Origin of the sequence: Chryseobacterium angstadtii, from assembly GCF_001045465.1 — a bacterium.
Taxonomy (GTDB): Bacteria; Bacteroidota; Bacteroidia; order Flavobacteriales; family Weeksellaceae; genus Chryseobacterium; species Chryseobacterium angstadtii.
In genome coordinates this window covers 152,010-170,255 of the sequence record NZ_LFND01000007.1, presented here as the reverse complement: position 1 = coordinate 170,255, position 18,246 = coordinate 152,010, and the positions used below count along the sequence as shown (strand labels likewise).

Genomic DNA, 18,246 nt, shown 5'->3' with positions numbered 1-18,246 from the left:
GTCTACATTTTCGTAAATTTGTAAAACTTTATGAAAGCGCTAAAAACCTTAAACCCTTACTTTTGGAAGCACAAAATATTATTGTTTTGGGGGTTGTTATTTATCATTGCCAGTAATTTCTTCAATATATATAAAGTTCAGTTTGTAGGAAAATCTGTGGACGAACTTACCAAAAGCGGTAACCTGGGCTTCAATAAGCAGGTTCTGGTGTATGTAGCCATTATTGTAGGCTGCTCACTTTTGACCGGATTTTTCACTTTTATGATGCGCCAGACCATCATCGTGGCATCCAGAAGAATTGAATATGAACTGAAAAATAAAATTTACAGACACTATCAGGAACTCTCTCTTACGGATTACAAACAGACCACGATAGGTGACCTGATGAACAGACTGAGTGAAGACGTAGTTGCAGTAAGAATGTATCTGGGCCCGGGCGTGATGTATGTCATTAATTTGCTTGTTCTTCTTTTGATTACCAGTATTTATATGGTAAAAACGGACAGTTCCATGACTTTATGGACTTTGCTGCCCCTTCCTATTTTATCCTATATTATATTTAAGGTAAGTTCCATCATCAATCAGAAGTCTAAAATAATGCAGAAAAGCCAGTCTGCTATTTCCACTTTTGTACAGGACAGCTTTTCAGGAATCCGGGTGGTGAAATTTTTTGCCAAAGAAAACTACATCAAGAAAAACTACGGAATAAAGGTAACCGACTATCAAAATAAAGCTTTAGATTTAGCTAAAACAGAAGCGTATTTTTTTACCATTATCTTATTTGTAATCGGGCTTCTGAATGTAGTGGTTATTCTTATTGGCGGTCAGAAATATATAGCAGGAGAACTGAGTGTGGGTAAAATTGCCGACTTCTTTATGTACATCAATATCCTGATCTGGCCATTCTCGATGGTAGGCTGGGTAACGTCTGTGAACCAGAGAGCGGAAGCTTCTATGCAGAGAATTAATGAATTTCTGGATAAAAAATCGGAGATCATTAATACCAACTTTGACACTTATCCTATAAAAGGAGATATTGAATTCAGAAACGTGTCTTATGTATATCCCAATACAGGAATCAGAGCTTTGGATAATTTAAGTTTTACCATCAAAGCAGGAGAATCTCTCGCGATTATGGGGAAAACCGGAAGCGGAAAATCTACGATTGCCCTTCTTCTCTGCAGACTGATTGATCCTACTGAAGGGGTGATCTTGATTGACGGTAAAAACCTGAAAGAGCACAATCTTACGAATTACAGGAACTTCATTGGCTATATTCCTCAGGAAAGCTATCTGTTCTCGGATTCTATTGAAAATAATATCGGTTTTGCCATTGATCATCCTTCCCATGAAAAAGTGGTAGAGTATGCAAAAATTGCGGATGTTGATAAAAATATTGTTGAATTTAAAGAGCAGTATAAAACACTTGTTGGTGAACGCGGAGTGATGCTTTCGGGAGGACAGAAGCAAAGAATCTGTATCGCCAGAGCCCTGATTAAGGATCCAAATATCATTATTTTTGATGATTCTCTCTCTGCTTTGGATACCGAAACAGAGCAGAATATTCTGGAAAATATTGATAGAAAAATCAGTAATGCCACATCCATAATTATCACACACAGAGAGTCTAGCGCTCAAAAAGCCGATAAAATCATCAACCTCACCGAAATTGCCAATTCTGTAACTGCTTAGCCGTTTCGTTCTCAATTGTTAAATAAATCATAAAAAAAATTTTGTGATTAAAAGAATTCTTTTATATTTGTTCTTAACAAGATTAAAAAATATCTAACAATGAGTGAATACAAGGAACGCCATGAAAATGAAATTTTCACTAAGGTGTTAAAAGCAGGGAGAAGAACTTATTTCTTTGATGTGCGCGAGACGAAAGCAGGAGATTACTATCTTACGATTACCGAAAGCAAAAAGAATTTCGGAGAGAATGGGGAAGCTACATTCGAGAAGCACAAAATTTATCTTTACAAAGAAGATTTTAAAAGTTTTCAGGAGATGTTTAATGAATCCACAGATTTCATCATTAACGAAAAGGGTGAGGATGTAATATCAGAAAAACACGACAAAGACTTCAAGAGCAAATCATTCACAATTGATTCTGACGACGAAGTTTAAAAAAAGAATATCTAAAAACACAAGCATCTGAAAAAGGTGCTTTTTTTATGCCCGCAATTCTTATAAAATAAAGCTACTGATTTAAAATAGCCTTCCATCTTTTTTTTGCGCAAACAAAGTAAGAAACTGAAAACCAATAATTTTCAAAGCAACATATTGTACAGCTAGATATTGGCTTTGTTAAAAAATTAAGTTATATTAGTCGTCAATTATTCCAAATAAACACAGATTATTAACAATGAAAGCAAAATTAAATTACATCTTATTAATCATTTTGTCATCTTCATTAATGTTTTCGCAAGAAAAAAAATATGATATTGACATGATTTCTAAAAAGGAAATGAAATCAGTTTTGAATACAAAGACAGTTCTATTCAATCCCAACACTGTAAACTATGATGTTACCTATCATAAAATAGAATTAAAAGTTAATCCAAGCGTACAAAATGTATCCGGGAAGGTTACAACTCATTATACTGCACTATCGGATATGAATACTCTGACTTTCGATTTGGTCAATCAAATGGTAGTAAGTTCAGTAAAACAAAATAATGTAAACCTTTCATTCATACAAAATACAAACAACGAATTAGTCATTACCCTTCCTGGTACACAATTAGCCGGTACAAGCGCATCCGTAGAAATTGTATATGCCGGGGTACCACCTGATACGGGGCATGTTTTTTTTACAACCCATAACAACTCTCCCATTTTCTTTACCTTATCAGAATCATTTGGAGACAGAGAATGGTGGCCGTGTAAACAAGATATGAGAGATAAAATAGATAGTATTGATTTATATATTACTGCCCCATCACAATATTTAGCGGTAGGAAACGGAGTCGAAACCACCAGCCCTGTAATTTCCGGCCCGGATAAAACCACCCATTTTCACCACAACTATCCTATTCCTGCTTACCTGGTTTCCGTTGCCGTCACCAATTACAGCACGTTCAATCAAACCGGAGGCACAGCACCAAATACCTACCCGATTATTAACTATGTTTTTCCAGAGCATCTGAGTTTAGCACAAAATAAATTAAGTGCAGTTCCTTCATTTTTAAACTTTTATGAATCCCTACTGGGAGTTTATCCTTATCATAATGAAAAATACGGAAACGCTGAAGTTACATATAGCGGAATGGAGCATCCAACAGTATCTTTTATTAGTAATTATGACAGATATATGATGGAGCACGAAATGGCTCATCAATGGTTTGGAGATAAAATTACCTGCGCTACCTGGAATGACATTTGGCTAAACGAGGGTTTTGCCACTTTCATGGATGAACTGCTAATAGAACATTATGATGGTAATGCAGCAGGAATATCGAACAGGTCCGGAATGATCAACCACATAACATCACAACCTAATGGTGCGGTATATCTTACGGATGCAGAAGCTCTAAATGAAGACCGTATTTTCAATGTCCGTCTTACTTATAATAAGGGAGCTATGGTCCTTAATATGCTGAGGCTCAAGTTGGGTGAAACAGCATTCTTACAAGGGCTTAAAAATTACATAAATGATCCCAATCTAATATACAAAACTGCAGAGACACCAGATTTTAAAGCCCATATGGAGGCCGTTTACGGAAGCAGTCTGACAGATTTTTTCAATGACTGGATATACAATCAGGGGTATCCTATTTACACCATTAAGGCTCAAAACATAGGATCCGGCCAAGTAAGAGTTCTTGTGAGCCAGACCCAATCACATCCTTCTGTTAATTATTTTGAAATGCGTTTACCCTTACAGTTTACAGGGACAGGAGGGCAAGTGTATAATACCTATGTGAATAATACCGTAAACAATGAATCATTCGTCATTAATGTTCCTTTTAACATAACCGGAGTAAAATTTGATCCGGAAAAGCATATCATCTCTAGAAATAACTCAGCGACATTAGGGATTAATGATGTAGATTTCGAAAAAGACAAAATAGAAATTCATCCCAATCCTGTAGTCAATATTTTAACGGTAGATTCTGCCACACCAATTAACAAGGCGATAATTACCGATATGGCGGGTCAAAAAATACCAGCCTTTATTATAAACAAAAATCAGATTGATTTTTCTAAGTTTAGCCCAGGTGTTTACTTATTGCAGCTGAATACTCAAAATAGTACAAAAACAATAAAAGTAATAAAGAAATAGAAGCAACGTTTTCCGACAGGATTTCATTAAGTAAATTTCCACATTTAAAGTATTCTCAATGTTATATTTAATCACCTATTGATTGATAAGTGATTAAATATAACTTTGGGAATTATTATTTATATTCCTGTTTTATCTGAGTAAGAATGGTAGGGTCCTGTATTTCATTGTCTTTGGCCAGCAACAATACTTTAGATATAACTTCTGCAGACTTCGGATCATCGTCCGCAAAAGGTAAAAACAGCCTGCCTCTATGCTGGGAATGAACCGGAAGAATAGAAAGGTATTTACCCGGAACCTGATGAACAACCGCACTACCCAAATGAACACTGTATTCTGCCATTTTACCTTTCACCAGTACATGGGAGCCTTCAATACTCACATTATCCAGCTTGAATAACCGGGCAGTTTCTTTCATCAGTACCGCCCGCATTTCAATGGAAGAATGGCTGGCTTCAGGATCTACTCCGCCCACATGAGCGACAGATACCACCAAATCTATATCCCGCATCACCTCCGAAAACAGTCTTGGATTGATATTTTCGAAAGGAATATTTTTATAATCCTTTAATGAATGGAATTCTATGGTTTCCAAGGTAGGATGCTCTACCTCTGCAGGAGAAAACCAATTGGCAATGGCATATAACTTCACCTGAAAGCCTTCTTTGTGATAGACTTTCTGTAGTCCTTCTTCATAATCTACTTTCCAGCCTCTTGTTTTGAGCAATGCCAATGTCTGCTTCGGCTGAACCTGGTGCCCTGCATATCTTCGTGACACGGATTTTTCTTTCAGCTCATCAGCGGTAGGTACATACAGTTCCCTGAATATCTGTTTGAATGGCTGAATCAGTTTCTCCGTAAAACAATAATGCTGATAATCGCTCCACACAGAATGCTGATGAAGATCCACGCAATGCGCTATACGTAAAGCCGCATCTTCTTTTAATTCCTGAATTTCACCATGAGCATTCACCAAATTCCCGTCATGGTAGAATCCTATTTTATCATCATTGGAGATGAATACGAGTTTTTCTAAATGCTTTACAATAACCGGATGTTCAAAAAGATTTTTAATTTCTGCAAAAAGAAACTCATCCCCTCTGATCATGGCTTCTTCCAGTCCTTTCCGGGAACGGGTCCATTGTTCGCGCATAATTTTACGGTAGTTCCCCAGTTCCACAATCGCTTTATCTTTTTTGATCTTCGGCGGAATAGATTTTAATTGTTTATCATCTCTGAAAACCACTATTTCAGCTTTTCCATCGTTTTCGATAATCAAGCCGACAGTCACTCCATCAATAGTCACCTGTGTTTCTTTCGAGAGAATGGTTTGAATCTGTTTCGTTTCCATAGCCCAGGTTAATCTCACCGGATCCGGATAACCCGCATTTCTTGCCAGGTTTTCCAAAGCCACCCGAATAGCCAGAGCTTCACTTGCCTGCTTCATGGATCCAAATTCCTTACTTTCTTTTTTGAATTGCTGGATGTATTCATAACGGCTTAGAACATCTTTCTCAGGATTGGTCTTACTCAGGGGTACAAGCCCGTAAACACGCAGATAATCCTGATCGCGTTTATCTTTTACTTTGGCAGTTACTTCTTTTATTTTCAAATCACCTGTAAGGGTATCAGAATAGAGTCTGGCGCGACGGTGTCCGTTTCCGTCCGATATATATTTTGCAGATTCGTAAAGCATTTCCCAGCGGGCTTTTCCTAATTCCTTATAAGCTGCCGTAAACCAGTCTTTATCTACAGCTCCATCCTGAAATTCCTGAACATCCACAGATGAATATTTAGCTACCTCACTTTCTAACTCTGAGTTCTGTGCCTGATAAGCACTGGTTTTGGTATGAGCATGCATCCACCAGATGGCAGAATCAAGGCCTTTCCATCCCAAATAACTGCTGATGAGTTTCTGCCACTGTGGCGCATAAACAGCAGCCTGTATCAAACGGAGTTCTGCGATCTTCTCCTTCTTCATCATCTCATTAAAAGATTCCTGGGTATCATTTGCTGTGGGATAGCAATTGGAAATCAGATAGGAAAACAGTTTCTGTTTGGTCATACTTTCTCTGCCATAGCTGTAAATATAATTGGCATAAAGCGAAGATTTTCCCAGTCCTTTCAAGAGCTGTACAAGGCGATGCGCTCCGTAAACGGTTTGAAATTCCTGTACAAATTGAGAAACTGCGGTATTGGAATCGCCCCTGATGAGTTCTACATCCAGGAATTTATTCTGTATTTCCTCAATAATCGGTTTCAGGAAAGGAAAAGTCTCCAGATATCTTTCCTGATAATGGCTATGAGTTCTGACTGTAAGATCCCGTATAACAGAATCGGCGGTGAAAATCCCCTCATAAAGCTCATCTTTGGTGATTTTTTTCAGTTCATAAGCTTTGCAGAACAGATAGAAATTCGGAACCGCGTGTTTTATATTTCCTTCCAGGCCATTGTGCTGCATCCACCGGTACAGGTTCCATTGTTTAATATATTGCTCATCCGTCAGGTTTTTAAAAGGAATGGCCTGTAAAAACACATTGAAAAAGCCCAGCTGCTGCCATCCGCTGCCTCCGTATCCATAATAATAGTCGCTTTCTTTTGCTTTGTATTGAAGGATATCCGCAGGCAGATGAGCAAAGAGATTGCTACATGCATCAAGCAAGAAATCTGTTTTTTCTTCAAATACAAATTGATACTGTAAGGATTCAAGGATTTTTTTTACAGGATTATCCCAATAGTAATCACTTTTCATCGGATTAGGCATCATATCCTTGTGATAGAATACATAATTTTCCAGGAAGTCACGGAATTTTTTCCGGTCACAGCTTTCTGTAAAAGTCAGTAGAAACAAATCACGCGGCTGCAGCCCTGAATTCTCATACCATTGTTTCCATACTTCGTGTAAAGGATAATTGGCTGCTAGCTGTTCCGGTGTAAAATTTTCGGTATTGTTTCTGATGTGACGGAAGGTATTTCCCATCAAAACCGTTATTGTAGAGCCGTTCCAGCCTTCTACTTCATATTCGTGGTCTTTATGTTTTAAAAATAAATCATTGAGTTTTTTTAATTCTCCTTTAATATGATTCATGGATTGGGTAAAACCATACTTATCCTTTTTAACGGCCTGCACATACACAGAGCCTGCATCTGCTTTCGGCAGTCTGTATTTTGAAATGACGGAAGGATCATAGAACCCGAATCCGTTTTCTGCGGAAAGAACTTTCTTGTCTTCGGAAGGATTAAGCTGATCGAGAAGGCTCTGTTCTCTTTCTGATATTTTTGACTTTTCCGAATATTTCTGTATCCATATCCCAATTTGCGCTGAAACTCTCTTGTCTTTCCTGAGTTGAAGCATTATATCCAGTGAAGCTGTACGCTGTTCTATATCTCCTTTATCTGCCAGTTCCTCAACCAACGGAGTAATGATGCTGTCTTCCTGCTGTACCACCAGCTCTATAAGTTTCTTGCGTAATGTACCTCCTTTTCTTTTGAACAGATCGGCAAAAAGCATGATCTCTTCTTTATTTAAAGGATTTTGCTGCAATACATTAATCCCGGAAGCCACCATAGACTCGCCTCTGTCTTTTATGATTCTAAATGCAAATTCTTTCTGGAACGGGGTTACTACTTCTTTTTTCTTTCCAAAATTGTAAGAATAGGAATAACAGTAAAAATCACCCAGAATAGATCTTGAAAGCTGCTCTCTTAACGACAGTTCAAACTGATCAAAATAAGAAAGTACTTTATCAAGCCGGCTCTGATCCTCCCCTACCAGATAAAACATGGACGCATACAAATGGCTTTTACTGAACGTTGAAGTGAGCCATGAAAATACCTTGCCTTCAAACTTTTTTTCCTTGACATCTATTTTTTTGGTGAGATCATGCAGTTTTTCAAAGAAATCAGGATAATCCGGATTGTTGATGAAAAATTTAGACGTTACATTGGCATTCAACAAGGTAGATAAAGGGCCGCCTGCAAAAGCCAGCACCTGCAGATCTCCTTCCAGCACCGCTTTATAATACAACGGCATCTGAATATAAGGATCAAAGGTTTCCACGGCGAATTTTATGGCCAGACATTTTTTTTCCACATTTCCTGTGTCATAAAGCTGATGAAGATAAGGAACTGCTTTTTCCACATCCCATACCGACTGTACCCAAAGCGCCATATACACTTCATTATTATTCTTACTTCTGATTGCATCCGGAATGAGTTCCGGATTGGTGAAGTAAGTATCCGCTAATGACACTATATTTTTAACCACCGATTCTTTTTCAGCATCCCAGCCTAAGCCCGTCCAGGTATCTATCGCTCTCACCACAGAAGAAAAACGAGTAAGTTTGTGCTCTACAATTACATGAGTCATATATTGTAAAGCTCCGATGCTGGTTTCGTCCAGAGCTTCCAGAACAGTCTGTCTCAACCCTTCCTGCCGCTGAGCTGCCAGAAGAAGTTTTTCCACTAATTCCCAGCAATGCTGCTGCTCGCTGTTGAGTAATGCTTTTATGATGTTCCTTGAGACCTTTCCCTCAGGATGTTTGTTAAAAATAATATCTTCGATTAATTGATAAATAGCCGTATTTCCTGTATCTATCGCAGCAGACCAAAGATAAAACTGATATGAATTATTGGATATCTGAGTATCGTAGATTATCTGTTCCTCCAGTGAAAGGTTGTAATACTGTTCCCCGCCATCTCCGTAAGAATAAATGCTGGGAAACTGTATGAGGCTTCCGATGAGATTCACCTGGTTGAGCATGATGTATCTTTCGTTATTGGGTGCCCGGAAGGAGCGCCTGTAGTAGCCGGTCTGGTACATTTTATAAGGCATTTTATCCCAGGCATGCTTTACCAGTCCCGCATTGTCTCCAAAGAAATATTCCAGAAGTTTATAATAGTCTTTATCTTCCCAGATGTTGGGTTTTATATATTTTTTAAGTTTTTCTGCCTGCTCACAGCCTAAAGTCAGTTCCTGATAGTAATTGAATTTGCCCAGGATCAGCAGACCTAATTCCGCTACTTCCCTTTTTAGTTTAGGTTTTGAGAAAAGCTGTGATATAAAGCCTTTCTCCGTCTGTTCTTTTAAATCTTTCCGTAAACTCTTATAGTAATTTACAATTTTTTTCGATTCTAATTTTTCTTTAATTTCCATGTATTGTATGATTCAGTGTTTTAGCTACCAATAACTTCCTGCGAGAAATGTAAGTCTGATAAAAGCAAAAGTATGCTGCGTGCTCAGGTCTATAGTCTGAGAAAGGCTTTCAAGCTGCTCTTCATTGTAAAAAACGGCAAACATACCGTCTTCAAAGGCCTGTACAGCATTTTCCTGCGCTTTCTGAACATCTGCTTTTTTCTCGTTATAAATACTACCAAAGCCTGCTTTGCCAGTATCCGTGAGAATATTCAGATAGTTTTCCGCCGGAGCTTTTGTGTTATCCACATCCTCCTGCTCAAAAGATTTACTGTTGAATGATTCTACCTGTTGCTGAACAATCAGTTTCAGCAAATTTTCTAATGTAATTTCAGGATGATGATATTCAATTTCAATTTTCTGTTCCGAAAGAATGGGATGCTTTCTGCCTAATTGCTTTACTGTAACTTTGATTTCCATAGGTGAAGTTGATGTCAATAAATATAGGCAAATTTTTAGTGAAGCCCCCTTCAGGACCTACTGAAATTAACCTATTTTAACTATCCTTGAGAAGGTTTTGAATCTTGCCAAATATGTTTTCCAGCAAATTTTCTCTTCCGGTTCAAACTGGATGATATAAAAAAGCAATGATTGAAAACTGAATTCAGGAAGGGTATAAAATAAAAGAGTACACTTTAAAAAGTGCACTCTTTTTGGTATTAAACCGCTCTTATCTTCGTCGCGGGTATTTTTAATTATTTACTTTTTAATCACTTTTAATACTTTCATACGATCTTTTGAGTTTACTTTAACCCAATAAACTCCCGGTGCTAAACCTGAAACATCTATTGTCCCCTGATTAGCATTTATGGTTTTATTCAGCACTTCCTCCCCCAATACATTATAAACCAATACCAAAGAAATCTTTTCATCAGACGAAATATGAAGTTGATCTTTAACCGGGTTCGGATAAGCCTTTACAGTAATTTCCGATAGGGTAACATCATCAACTCCTAAAGTATTTGGACAGGCAATAGTTGTCGGAACATTTTTGTCAGCATTAGTACCATCACCTAATTGACCGTAAAGATTTAACCCCCATGTATTAGCAGTTCCGTCGCTCTTTAAGGCAAATGTGTGTGATATTCCACCAGCAACTGCCTTCCAGGTTGTAAGATTTCCTATTTGTACAGGAACATTGCTGTTTGACGTAAGTCCATTTCCTAATTGACCGTTTTGATTTCTTCCCCACGCCCAAAGTGTTCCGTTTGATTTTATAGCCGTGGTGTGATTTCCTCCCGAAGCAATAGTCTGCCAGTTAGTGGCTGTTCCTATTTGTGTCGGAACATTCTTATTGGCAGTTGTTCCATCTCCCAATTGTCCATTAGCATTATATCCCCAGGTCCAAAGTGTTCCGTCTGTTTTTAATGCAGCAACATGAAGCGCTCCAACACCAAGATTTTGCCAATTGCTCGCGGTTCCAATTTGAGTAGGTACCAGCCTGTTGGTATTGGTAGCATCACCAATGGTACCGTAAGTATTGCTTCCCCAGGCCCATAGTGTTCCGTCTGCTTTTAATGCAACGGTAAAATCCTGTCCGCATTGAACAGCTGACCAATTGTTAGCAGTTCCTATTTGAATTGGCACTAAGCTGGTCGTAGTATTGCCAGAACCTAACTGTCCATAAGGATTAAGTCCCCAAGCCCATAGTGTACCGTTATTTTTTATAGCCACTGTATGATACATTCCGGTATCAAAGGTTTTCCAATCGGTAGCAGTTCCTATTTGTACCGGTGTGTACTGATCTGTATTTGTGCCATTGCCCAATTGTCCTGAATTGGCTCCCCAGCCCCAAAGCGTTCCATCCGTTTTTTGAGCAATTGTATGATTACTTCCGCCAGCAATTTCTTTCCAATTATTACCGGTTCCCACTTTTTTTGGAGTTACTGCATTCGTGGTGGTACCATTTCCTAATTGTCCTGAATAATTATTCCCCCAAGCCCATAATGTTCCGTCCGCTTTTATAGCTACACTATGCAGACTACCAGCGTTTATTTTTTGATAACAGCCTGTTTGATCAGCACTTGGTGACATTTTTACTAAACCAAGCTGTAACGTTCCCAGCCAAACAGTTCCTGAAGATTGGGTCTTAACTGCACTAAAATAGTTATCCGGTAAACCAGAATTTGTATTTGTTGTGGTATAAGTCGTACAATTCGTAAAGTTTTGTACACCTGCTCCATTAAATCCAATCCAGACTTTGCTGTTTGTGTCAACATCCAAAGCGTTCAGATTGTATCCGGCAAGACAAGAATTGCTTTGGTAAGTGAATGTGATATTACCTCCGCTTGTCGCTAATGTAATTAAGCTATCAGAACCTTTCACATACACAGTATTGTTCGCTATTCTCAATATTCTTTGGGTTCCCTGAGCGATAAAATCAAAATCAGTTCCATTAAATTTATATAATACACCATCATTGGTAACCCAAACGCCATTATTACTATCAGTGGCTACAGAATTCAGATTCGTGACAGCAGGATAAGTAGACCAGGTAGTCCCGTTGAATTTTGTAAGTCCTGAATTGGTTGCAATCCAAAGATTATTTTGTCCGTCAACAGCTATATCATTGATCTCATTAGTCGGCAATCCTGAATTGGAAGTTGTATAGTTAGTCCAGGTCGTTCCGTTATACAAAATAATTCCGTTGAGTTGGGAGGCTATCCATTTTCTGCCCAGGCCATCAATTTGAATTTTTATAATCGAATTAGATGCAATACCGGAATTAGTCGTATTATAATTCGTAAAAGTAGTTCCGTTAAAAGTTGAAACCCCGTTATAAGTGGCTAACCACAGCAAACCATTGGCATCAGTTTTAATATCTGCAATGTAATTGCTTCCTATTCCTGAATTAGAAGTATTGTATGTTGTGTAAGTGTACGTTTGTGCAAATGCAGAAATTGAACTGAGGATTAAGAGTAAATAGTAGAGTTTTTTCATAGTTTTTAATAAAATAAGTTTCTTCATGTTTAAGTTTTATAGTTTTTTTTCCTACTCGTTTAGCTTTTCGGTTTCGCTTCGTTTGAATGGTTTCTGAACTCCATATGAAATGCAAACGTTCCAAAATCAAGTTGATTTCTGAAAAAACAGGAGCTTTGATTAAAATTTGATTTTAAAAGCTTTTGTTGATTAAATAATACTGTATGATTACTGAAAGAACATTCGAAATTCTCCCCGGTATAGATAAGGTTTCTAGGATTGTTGAAATACCCGATAAAATGAATTGACTACATAATTTATATCTTCAAAGAAACTCTGAGGGTATATTTTGGGTATAAATGGCCGGGAACAGTCAGTATTGATGAATTAAAAGAATAAAAGTTCAGGTACTTTTTTTATTTTCATGGTTAATTGTTTTTCAAATTTAGTTTTTAGCCACACCATGTATCATGATTACGATTTTTATGCTGTGGAGTGCAAAAATATACTTTTATTATGGAGAACCAAACAATTAATGAAAAAATTACACGCCAAATTGTGGTGATTAAGTAGGTATAAAATAAAAAAAGTACACTTTAAAAAGTGTACTTTTTTGGGTGAATGAGGGGTCTCGAACCCCCGACCTTCGGAACCACAATCCGACGCTCTAACCAACTGAGCTACAATCACCGTTTTGTGAGTGCAAATATAGGGAAGATTTTTTAATTACCAAACAATTCCATCAAAATTTTTCATCGCAATGAGCTTCTCAGACGTAAATCCCTCAGCATAAGCCACTCCCGATAACCGTCCTAAATCCTGAGCACGGTAGGTAAGACTTTCAAAAAAGTCTTTTGTTGCAATCGGAGTTACAGGTTCATTGGAATTTGGATCATAAAACTGTGTTTTGAAGGCCATACACGCTTCAATCTTTTTATCAAGGTGTTCAGATATATCGATAACGAACTCAGGTTTGATATTTTTCCACTGGATGTAATTAAAAATCTGCTTCGGTCTCCATACTTCCTGGCTTTCGCCGTTCACAACGGTTTCAATTTTTCTCAATCCGGCCAAAAAGCACGCATCCGACACTAATTTCGCTCCTTTTGCATGATCCGGATGTCTATCATCAACTGCATTGGCTAAGACGATTTCCGGACGGTATTTGCGGATCATTTTTACGATCTCCATCTGATATTCTTCAGAATTGACCAAAAAGCCATCTTTCATGCCTAAGTTTTCTCTAGCCGAAACTCCAAGGATCTTAGCAGCTTCACCCGCCTCCACTCTTCTGGTTTCATCTGTTCCCCTCGTTCCGAGCTCTCCTTTGGTAAGATCTACAATCACGCATGTTTTTCCTTCCGAAATCAATTTCGCAATAGTTCCTCCGCATCCCAGTTCCACATCATCAGGATGCGCTCCAAAAGCTAGTATATCTGTTTTCATATGTTCAAAGATAAGACTTAAAATAAAAACTTCCCAAACATTGAGAATGGGAAGTTTTAATATCTATAATTTAAATTTTAAATTACTTGTTGATTTCTGCATTTAATTTTACAGCATCCTGGTAAGTAGGATCAAGCTGTAAAGATTTAGCTACATAATCTTTAGCTTTTGCCGTATCAGAATCTTTATTCATATACGCTACTGCGAAATAAGCATAAGCAAGAGTCTGTTTGTTAGCTTCCGCATCTGCAGGTTTTACCGTGCTGATAAATTTCTCGTAAGCTAGCTTTGCAGCATCGTTGTTTCCTGCCTGCTGGTAAGAATACCCCTGGCTGTAGTAAGCCGGTGCCCAATCCGGAAGAAGAGCACTCATTTTCTGCCATGTAAGAACGGCTCCGTTCCAGTTTTTCACATCCTGGTAAGCAGTAGCTAATTTAAACAGAGAATCTGAATCTTCTTTATTAGCAGCTACTTTCTTTTTCAATGCTTCAATTTCCGGAGTCGTAGGTCCTTTTTCAGCTTCAGCCTGAGAAGCACCTCCTCCTGCGATATTAGCCAATTCAATATCCCACTTCATGGTTTCATCTTTAGCTGCTTTAGCAATGGCAATTTTTTGTTGTGCCTCAGCCATTAAAGCTGCTTTTTTAGCTGCATCAGCTTCTGTTTTTGCCAATCCTGCTGCGATAAGTCCCTGAAGACCCTGATCTGCCATCTGCAGTCTTGTTTTCTCAGCCTGAGCTACGAAGGTATCCATATTCTGTTTTGCTTCAGCATAGTTCGCATCTGCAAAAGACTGATATGATCTTAATTTAAATTTGATTGGATCATCAATTTTATCAAAAATCTTATCTAATACTGTTTTAGAGTTCGCATAATCTTCGTTGGTAAAATATAGCTTAGAGATTTCCAACTGAGTATATGGATCCTCATCTGCATATTTTGTATAGTTGATAAGGTCTTGTGTTGCTTTTGCATTCTGCTGATATCTGATATCATAAGCAGCCAATGCTTTATATGCCGGAGCATAAGTTGCATCTACCCCGATTGCTTTGTCAATATTTTGTTTAGCCTGCTGCCATTGTTGAGCTGCCATCCATAAAGTAGCCATTCTTGTATATACAGACGCTTTATTTTTAGCTAACGGTAACGCTTTGTCATAAGCAGACATTGCTTCTCCCGGTGTTCTTTTCAATCTGTAAGCGTCTCCAAGTGTATAATAGTAGTAAGCAGGAACTCCTTTTTTCTCAGCTTTTTCAATAGCCTTAGTCAGGAATTGAATAGCTGCGTCAGGCGCACTGTTTTTTTCAAATAAGGTTAAAGCTTCTGCTGCTCTGAATAATACTTCAGCATCTTTCTCTCTTGAATCTGCTACGATTTTCTGAATTTCAGCAACGGCACTTTTATCACCTTTACCTAATTTAATGGTAGCCAAACCGATTTTGTTAAGGAAACTTTTTCCATCTGCAGCTAAACCTTTGTTAAAGCTTTCAGTAGCTTTAGCATAGTCAGGATCAGCTTGTTTCAGATAAGTATTTCCTAAGTAGAAGTAATTTTCTGCTGTAGGTGCCTTTGCAACCATTTCCGTGAAGTTATTCTTAGCCTGTGCAAACTTATCACTGTCTATACTGTTGATACCATCCTGCAGTGTTTGTGCAGAGGCCAAACCGGCAAAAAATACTACGGCTGCTCCAAAAGCAATTTTCTTTACATTCATAATCATTATATCTTTCATTTTATATTTTCTATATTTTGAGTTATATGCTCCACAATTTTTGGACCAAAACATTTTTTTTATAAGAGATCTAACACTAATTTAATATTTTTTAACGCATCTGAACCTCTCTTTTGTATATATTATAGGGCTGTAAACCTTCTTTCTGAACGATCATCTGTCCCAGCTGTGTACATGAATATCTGATAAATCCGTTGGCAATATTAAAGTTTCCTTCATTGGTTAAAAAATACAGAACACGGGTAAACGGATACTTCATTTCACGCATATTGGCAAAATCCGAGGTATAGACTCCTTCCTTAGTCTGTACAGGCAGAACTTTCACCATATCTCTGAGTTTTTCAGAGGCCTTATCATAAGGACGGCTGAAGGTATTTAATCCTATAACTCCAATTTTATCGGGATATTTTCCCAGTTCTTCAATAATATTCTGATTTCCCGGAATGATGGAAAATTTAAGATCTTTCGGTTGTTTATTGAGCTTTTGGGCTACAAAGTTCAGGTTACTTGAATTGGTACCGTCGAAGATAAAATTCTTTGCTTCCGATTCAAGACCGCTTCTTATTTCATCTATAGAAATAGTCTGTTTCGGAGAGTCTTTAGGAACCACAAATACTACAGCATCTGCAGCGAATTTGGCAGGCAAAAACTTCAGATCCACCTGTTCTTCATACGTCTTTTTCTCCTCAGGAGTAAGATCTCTGGACATTACAGCTATTCTGGCCTTATCATTGAGTAAATCAAGGAAGCCTAAATCTTCTTTTTTGGTTACAATTTTAATATGGGTTTCAGGATAATTAATCATGTACCCATCTGCGAGTGCTTCTGTAACGCTTTTAAAAGACTCGTCGGTTAATATGGTAAGATCTCCTTTGTGATAAGATGGGGATTTATCTTCTTTTTTGCAGCTTAAAGCAGTGATGCTCATCAGGGAAAGCAAAGCAATTTTTACACTATTTCTCATTTCCTGAATCTTTAATTCTTGAAACTGCTCTATAGATTCTAAATACTCCATAAAGAATAAGCAAACCACCCATTGCATAGGCAATAGTGGGCTCTAAAGTCGTAAAAAAGAATTTGTAGTACATCACTACAACTCCCAAAACGATATAAAACAATCCTGTCACTAAGGATAACCAATTGAACATCATGTAACAAAAATACCAAAAAAAATAAAAAAGAGAAGCATATGCTTCTCTTTTTTATTTATAATTTGAATAAATAAGTCTTATTCAAAGTTCATAGTAAACGGTACGCTATAGTAAGATCTAACGCTCTCCCCGTTTCTTTTCGCAGGAGTCCATTTTTTCAGTTTCTTAACTACACGAACAGCTTCACTGTTGAAGTCGCCATTTGGAGATTTCTCTTCAATAGTTACTCCGGAAACAGTTCCGTCTCTTTCTACAACGAACTTCAGTTTTGCCTTAAGGGTACCTTCACCTCCTTCCATTAGAGAAGTATCGAAATTCTCTCCAAGGAATTTTCTTAGTGAATTCATCCCTCCAGGGTATTCTGCAGCCTGATCTACGTCTTTATAGATTTCGTTAGGGTTGTTTGCTTTTACTTCCGCTGTGCTCACTTTGTTACCAGTAGATGGTGGTGGTGGCGGTGGTGTATAAGCCGGAGCTTTTACCCCTTCCTGATTTTGAAGACCAGTCGTCGTTTCTAACTGCTTAGAAATTGGTGGCGGTGGTGTTTCAATCTTAGGAGCTTTTACAGGCTCAGGAACTACGTTCTGAATAACCTCAATTTTCTCCTCTTCTTTTGGAGGAGGTGGTGGAGGTGGTTCTTCTTCTTTTGGCTGTTCAATGATTGGGTCTTCTTCAATAATGTTTACCAAATCTGCCTTCACTTCCTGTTTAGGCGGTTCAGTAAGTCTCTTAATGGTAAGATAAATAAAAGGAGACAAAGCCGCAACCACGAATAATGCCGTTCCAACAATAAAAGATTTTGTCAGAAGTCTCGGATACTGATGTCTAAGATCATAGGCACCATATTCCTTGTTTCTATTTTCAAATACAATCTCGTCTAAAGTAAGATTCTGATTGTATACATTTTCATTTGCCATAGATTTACAATTTTATGGTTAGATTACTTTGTAGCTGGTGCAGCCGCAGCTCCATTATTTCCAACTTTCTTATCATAAATAGCTTTTTCCCACGGCTTCACATCGGTTACCCCGTACTGCTCACTTTTGGTGATGGCCATTTCGTCAAGAATATCTACAAAGTTCTTATATACTGCATCGTCAGTCGGTTTGATAATAACAGTAAATTTTGTTATATCTGCAGCGCCTGCCTTAGCTTTCTCAATTACTTTTCTAATTCCTTCTCTATCGTAAGTAGTCTCATTAAGATTCTGATCAGTTAAAGATGTAGGATCCTGCTGATGCCAGAAGATTTTATTGTCTTTTCCTAATAATAAAGAAATTGAGTTAGAAAGTTTAATTTCTGTTGGAGGTGGTTTCGGCTGATCCTCTTTAGGTTTTGCCGGAAGCCCCAAATCCATTACATTCGGTTTACTAAATGTGGTTGTGAACATAAAGAAGGTAATCAATAGAAAACCCAAGTCCACCATCGGAGTCATATCTACTCTGGTATTCTGCTTCTTGGAACGTACCTTGCCGCCTTTGCCGCCTTTTTCCTGTACTTGTACTTCTGCCATTTCTAA

At 37.9% G+C, this 18,246-nt stretch carries 12 protein-coding genes and 1 tRNA gene; 3 read left to right on the top strand and 10 right to left on the bottom strand.

Features of this window, described 5'->3' with window-relative positions; genetic code table 11:
• Positions 1 to 30 precede the first annotated feature (30 nt).
• From ACM46_RS19745 to ACM46_RS19735, 3 genes are all read left to right on the top strand, one after another.
• Positions 31 to 1,692 (top strand): ABC transporter ATP-binding protein, encoded by a 1,662-nt coding sequence (locus ACM46_RS19745; RefSeq protein WP_048508407.1) that lies wholly within the window; start codon positions 31 to 33, stop codon positions 1,690 to 1,692.
• A 99-nt stretch (positions 1,693 to 1,791) separates the two neighbouring features.
• Positions 1,792 to 2,127: a DUF3276 family protein gene (locus ACM46_RS19740; protein ID WP_034701927.1), complete on the top strand. Its 336-nt coding sequence runs from the start codon at positions 1,792 to 1,794 to the stop codon at positions 2,125 to 2,127.
• Positions 2,128 to 2,467: 340 nt separating this feature from the next.
• Complete coding sequence (locus tag ACM46_RS19735) at positions 2,468 to 4,285, top strand: M1 family metallopeptidase (RefSeq protein WP_241486062.1); 1,818 nt, start codon at positions 2,468 to 2,470, stop codon at positions 4,283 to 4,285.
• A 115-nt stretch (positions 4,286 to 4,400) separates the two neighbouring features.
• On the opposite strand, the gene ACM46_RS19730 is transcribed toward ACM46_RS19735, so the two are convergent.
• The 10 genes from ACM46_RS19730 to ACM46_RS19690 form a co-directional block, all read right to left on the bottom strand.
• Positions 4,401 to 9,440 (bottom strand): DUF4132 domain-containing protein, encoded by a 5,040-nt coding sequence (locus ACM46_RS19730; RefSeq protein ID WP_048508405.1) that lies wholly within the window; start codon positions 9,438 to 9,440, stop codon positions 4,401 to 4,403.
• A gap of 24 nt (positions 9,441 to 9,464) precedes the next feature.
• Positions 9,465 to 9,899, bottom strand: coding sequence for a hypothetical protein (locus tag ACM46_RS22865; RefSeq protein WP_053082730.1), 435 nt, complete (start codon positions 9,897 to 9,899; stop codon positions 9,465 to 9,467).
• Between the two features lie 279 nt (positions 9,900 to 10,178).
• A complete protein-coding gene (locus ACM46_RS19720) occupies positions 10,179 to 12,419 on the bottom strand; it encodes an RCC1 domain-containing protein (protein WP_048508404.1) in 2,241 nt (746 codons plus the stop codon).
• A gap of 594 nt (positions 12,420 to 13,013) precedes the next feature.
• Positions 13,014 to 13,089: transfer RNA gene (locus ACM46_RS19715), tRNA-His, on the bottom strand.
• Between the two features lie 35 nt (positions 13,090 to 13,124).
• Complete coding sequence (bshB1, locus tag ACM46_RS19710; RefSeq protein WP_048508403.1) at positions 13,125 to 13,844, bottom strand: bacillithiol biosynthesis deacetylase BshB1; 720 nt, start codon at positions 13,842 to 13,844, stop codon at positions 13,125 to 13,127.
• 82 nt (positions 13,845 to 13,926) lie between these two features.
• Positions 13,927 to 15,576, bottom strand: coding sequence for a tetratricopeptide repeat protein (locus ACM46_RS19705; protein WP_048508402.1), 1,650 nt, complete (start codon positions 15,574 to 15,576; stop codon positions 13,927 to 13,929).
• Positions 15,577 to 15,667: 91 nt separating this feature from the next.
• Positions 15,668 to 16,540, bottom strand: coding sequence for a PstS family phosphate ABC transporter substrate-binding protein (locus ACM46_RS19700; protein WP_048508634.1), 873 nt, complete (start codon positions 16,538 to 16,540; stop codon positions 15,668 to 15,670).
• The gene (locus ACM46_RS23045) at positions 16,530 to 16,727 is read right to left on the bottom strand and encodes a C4-dicarboxylate ABC transporter (protein ID WP_173426503.1); all 198 of its coding nucleotides are present in this window, start codon (positions 16,725 to 16,727) and stop codon (positions 16,530 to 16,532) included. Before ACM46_RS23045 ends, ACM46_RS19700 begins: the two co-directional genes overlap by 11 nt.
• Before the next feature lie 77 nt (positions 16,728 to 16,804).
• On the bottom strand, positions 16,805 to 17,644 hold the full coding sequence (locus ACM46_RS19695) for an energy transducer TonB (protein ID WP_048508401.1): 840 nt from the start codon (positions 17,642 to 17,644) through the stop codon (positions 16,805 to 16,807).
• A gap of 23 nt (positions 17,645 to 17,667) precedes the next feature.
• Positions 17,668 to 18,240 carry an ExbD/TolR family protein gene (locus tag ACM46_RS19690; RefSeq protein ID WP_048508400.1) on the bottom strand — a complete coding sequence of 191 codons (573 nt, stop codon included), beginning with the start codon at positions 18,238 to 18,240 and terminating at the stop codon, positions 17,668 to 17,670.
• Positions 18,241 to 18,246 lie beyond the last annotated feature (6 nt).

Bases quoted from the DNA above. Each gene is read 5' to 3' on its own strand.
- ACM46_RS19700 (WP_048508634.1), bottom strand. From the start codon at position 16,540: ATGAGAAATAGTGTAAAAATTGCTTTGCTTTCCCTGATGAGCATCACT.
- ACM46_RS22865 (WP_053082730.1), bottom strand. From the start codon at position 9,899: ATGGAAATCAAAGTTACAGTAAAGCAATTAGGCAGAAAGCATCCCATT.
- ACM46_RS19695 (WP_048508401.1), bottom strand. From the start codon at position 17,644: ATGGCAAATGAAAATGTATACAATCAGAATCTTACTTTAGACGAGATT.
- ACM46_RS19735 (WP_241486062.1), top strand. From the start codon at position 2,468: ATGAAATCAGTTTTGAATACAAAGACAGTTCTATTCAATCCCAACACT.
- ACM46_RS19705 (WP_048508402.1), bottom strand. From the start codon at position 15,576: ATGAAAGATATAATGATTATGAATGTAAAGAAAATTGCTTTTGGAGCA.
- ACM46_RS19690 (WP_048508400.1), bottom strand. From the start codon at position 18,240: ATGGCAGAAGTACAAGTACAGGAAAAAGGCGGCAAAGGCGGCAAGGTA.
- ACM46_RS19740 (WP_034701927.1), top strand. From the start codon at position 1,792: ATGAGTGAATACAAGGAACGCCATGAAAATGAAATTTTCACTAAGGTG.
- ACM46_RS19745 (WP_048508407.1), top strand. From the start codon at position 31: ATGAAAGCGCTAAAAACCTTAAACCCTTACTTTTGGAAGCACAAAATA.
- bshB1 (WP_048508403.1), bottom strand. From the start codon at position 13,844: ATGAAAACAGATATACTAGCTTTTGGAGCGCATCCTGATGATGTGGAA.
- ACM46_RS19730 (WP_048508405.1), bottom strand. From the start codon at position 9,440: ATGGAAATTAAAGAAAAATTAGAATCGAAAAAAATTGTAAATTACTAT.
- ACM46_RS23045 (WP_173426503.1), bottom strand. From the start codon at position 16,727: ATGATGTTCAATTGGTTATCCTTAGTGACAGGATTGTTTTATATCGTT.
- ACM46_RS19720 (WP_048508404.1), bottom strand. From the start codon at position 12,419: ATGAAAAAACTCTACTATTTACTCTTAATCCTCAGTTCAATTTCTGCA.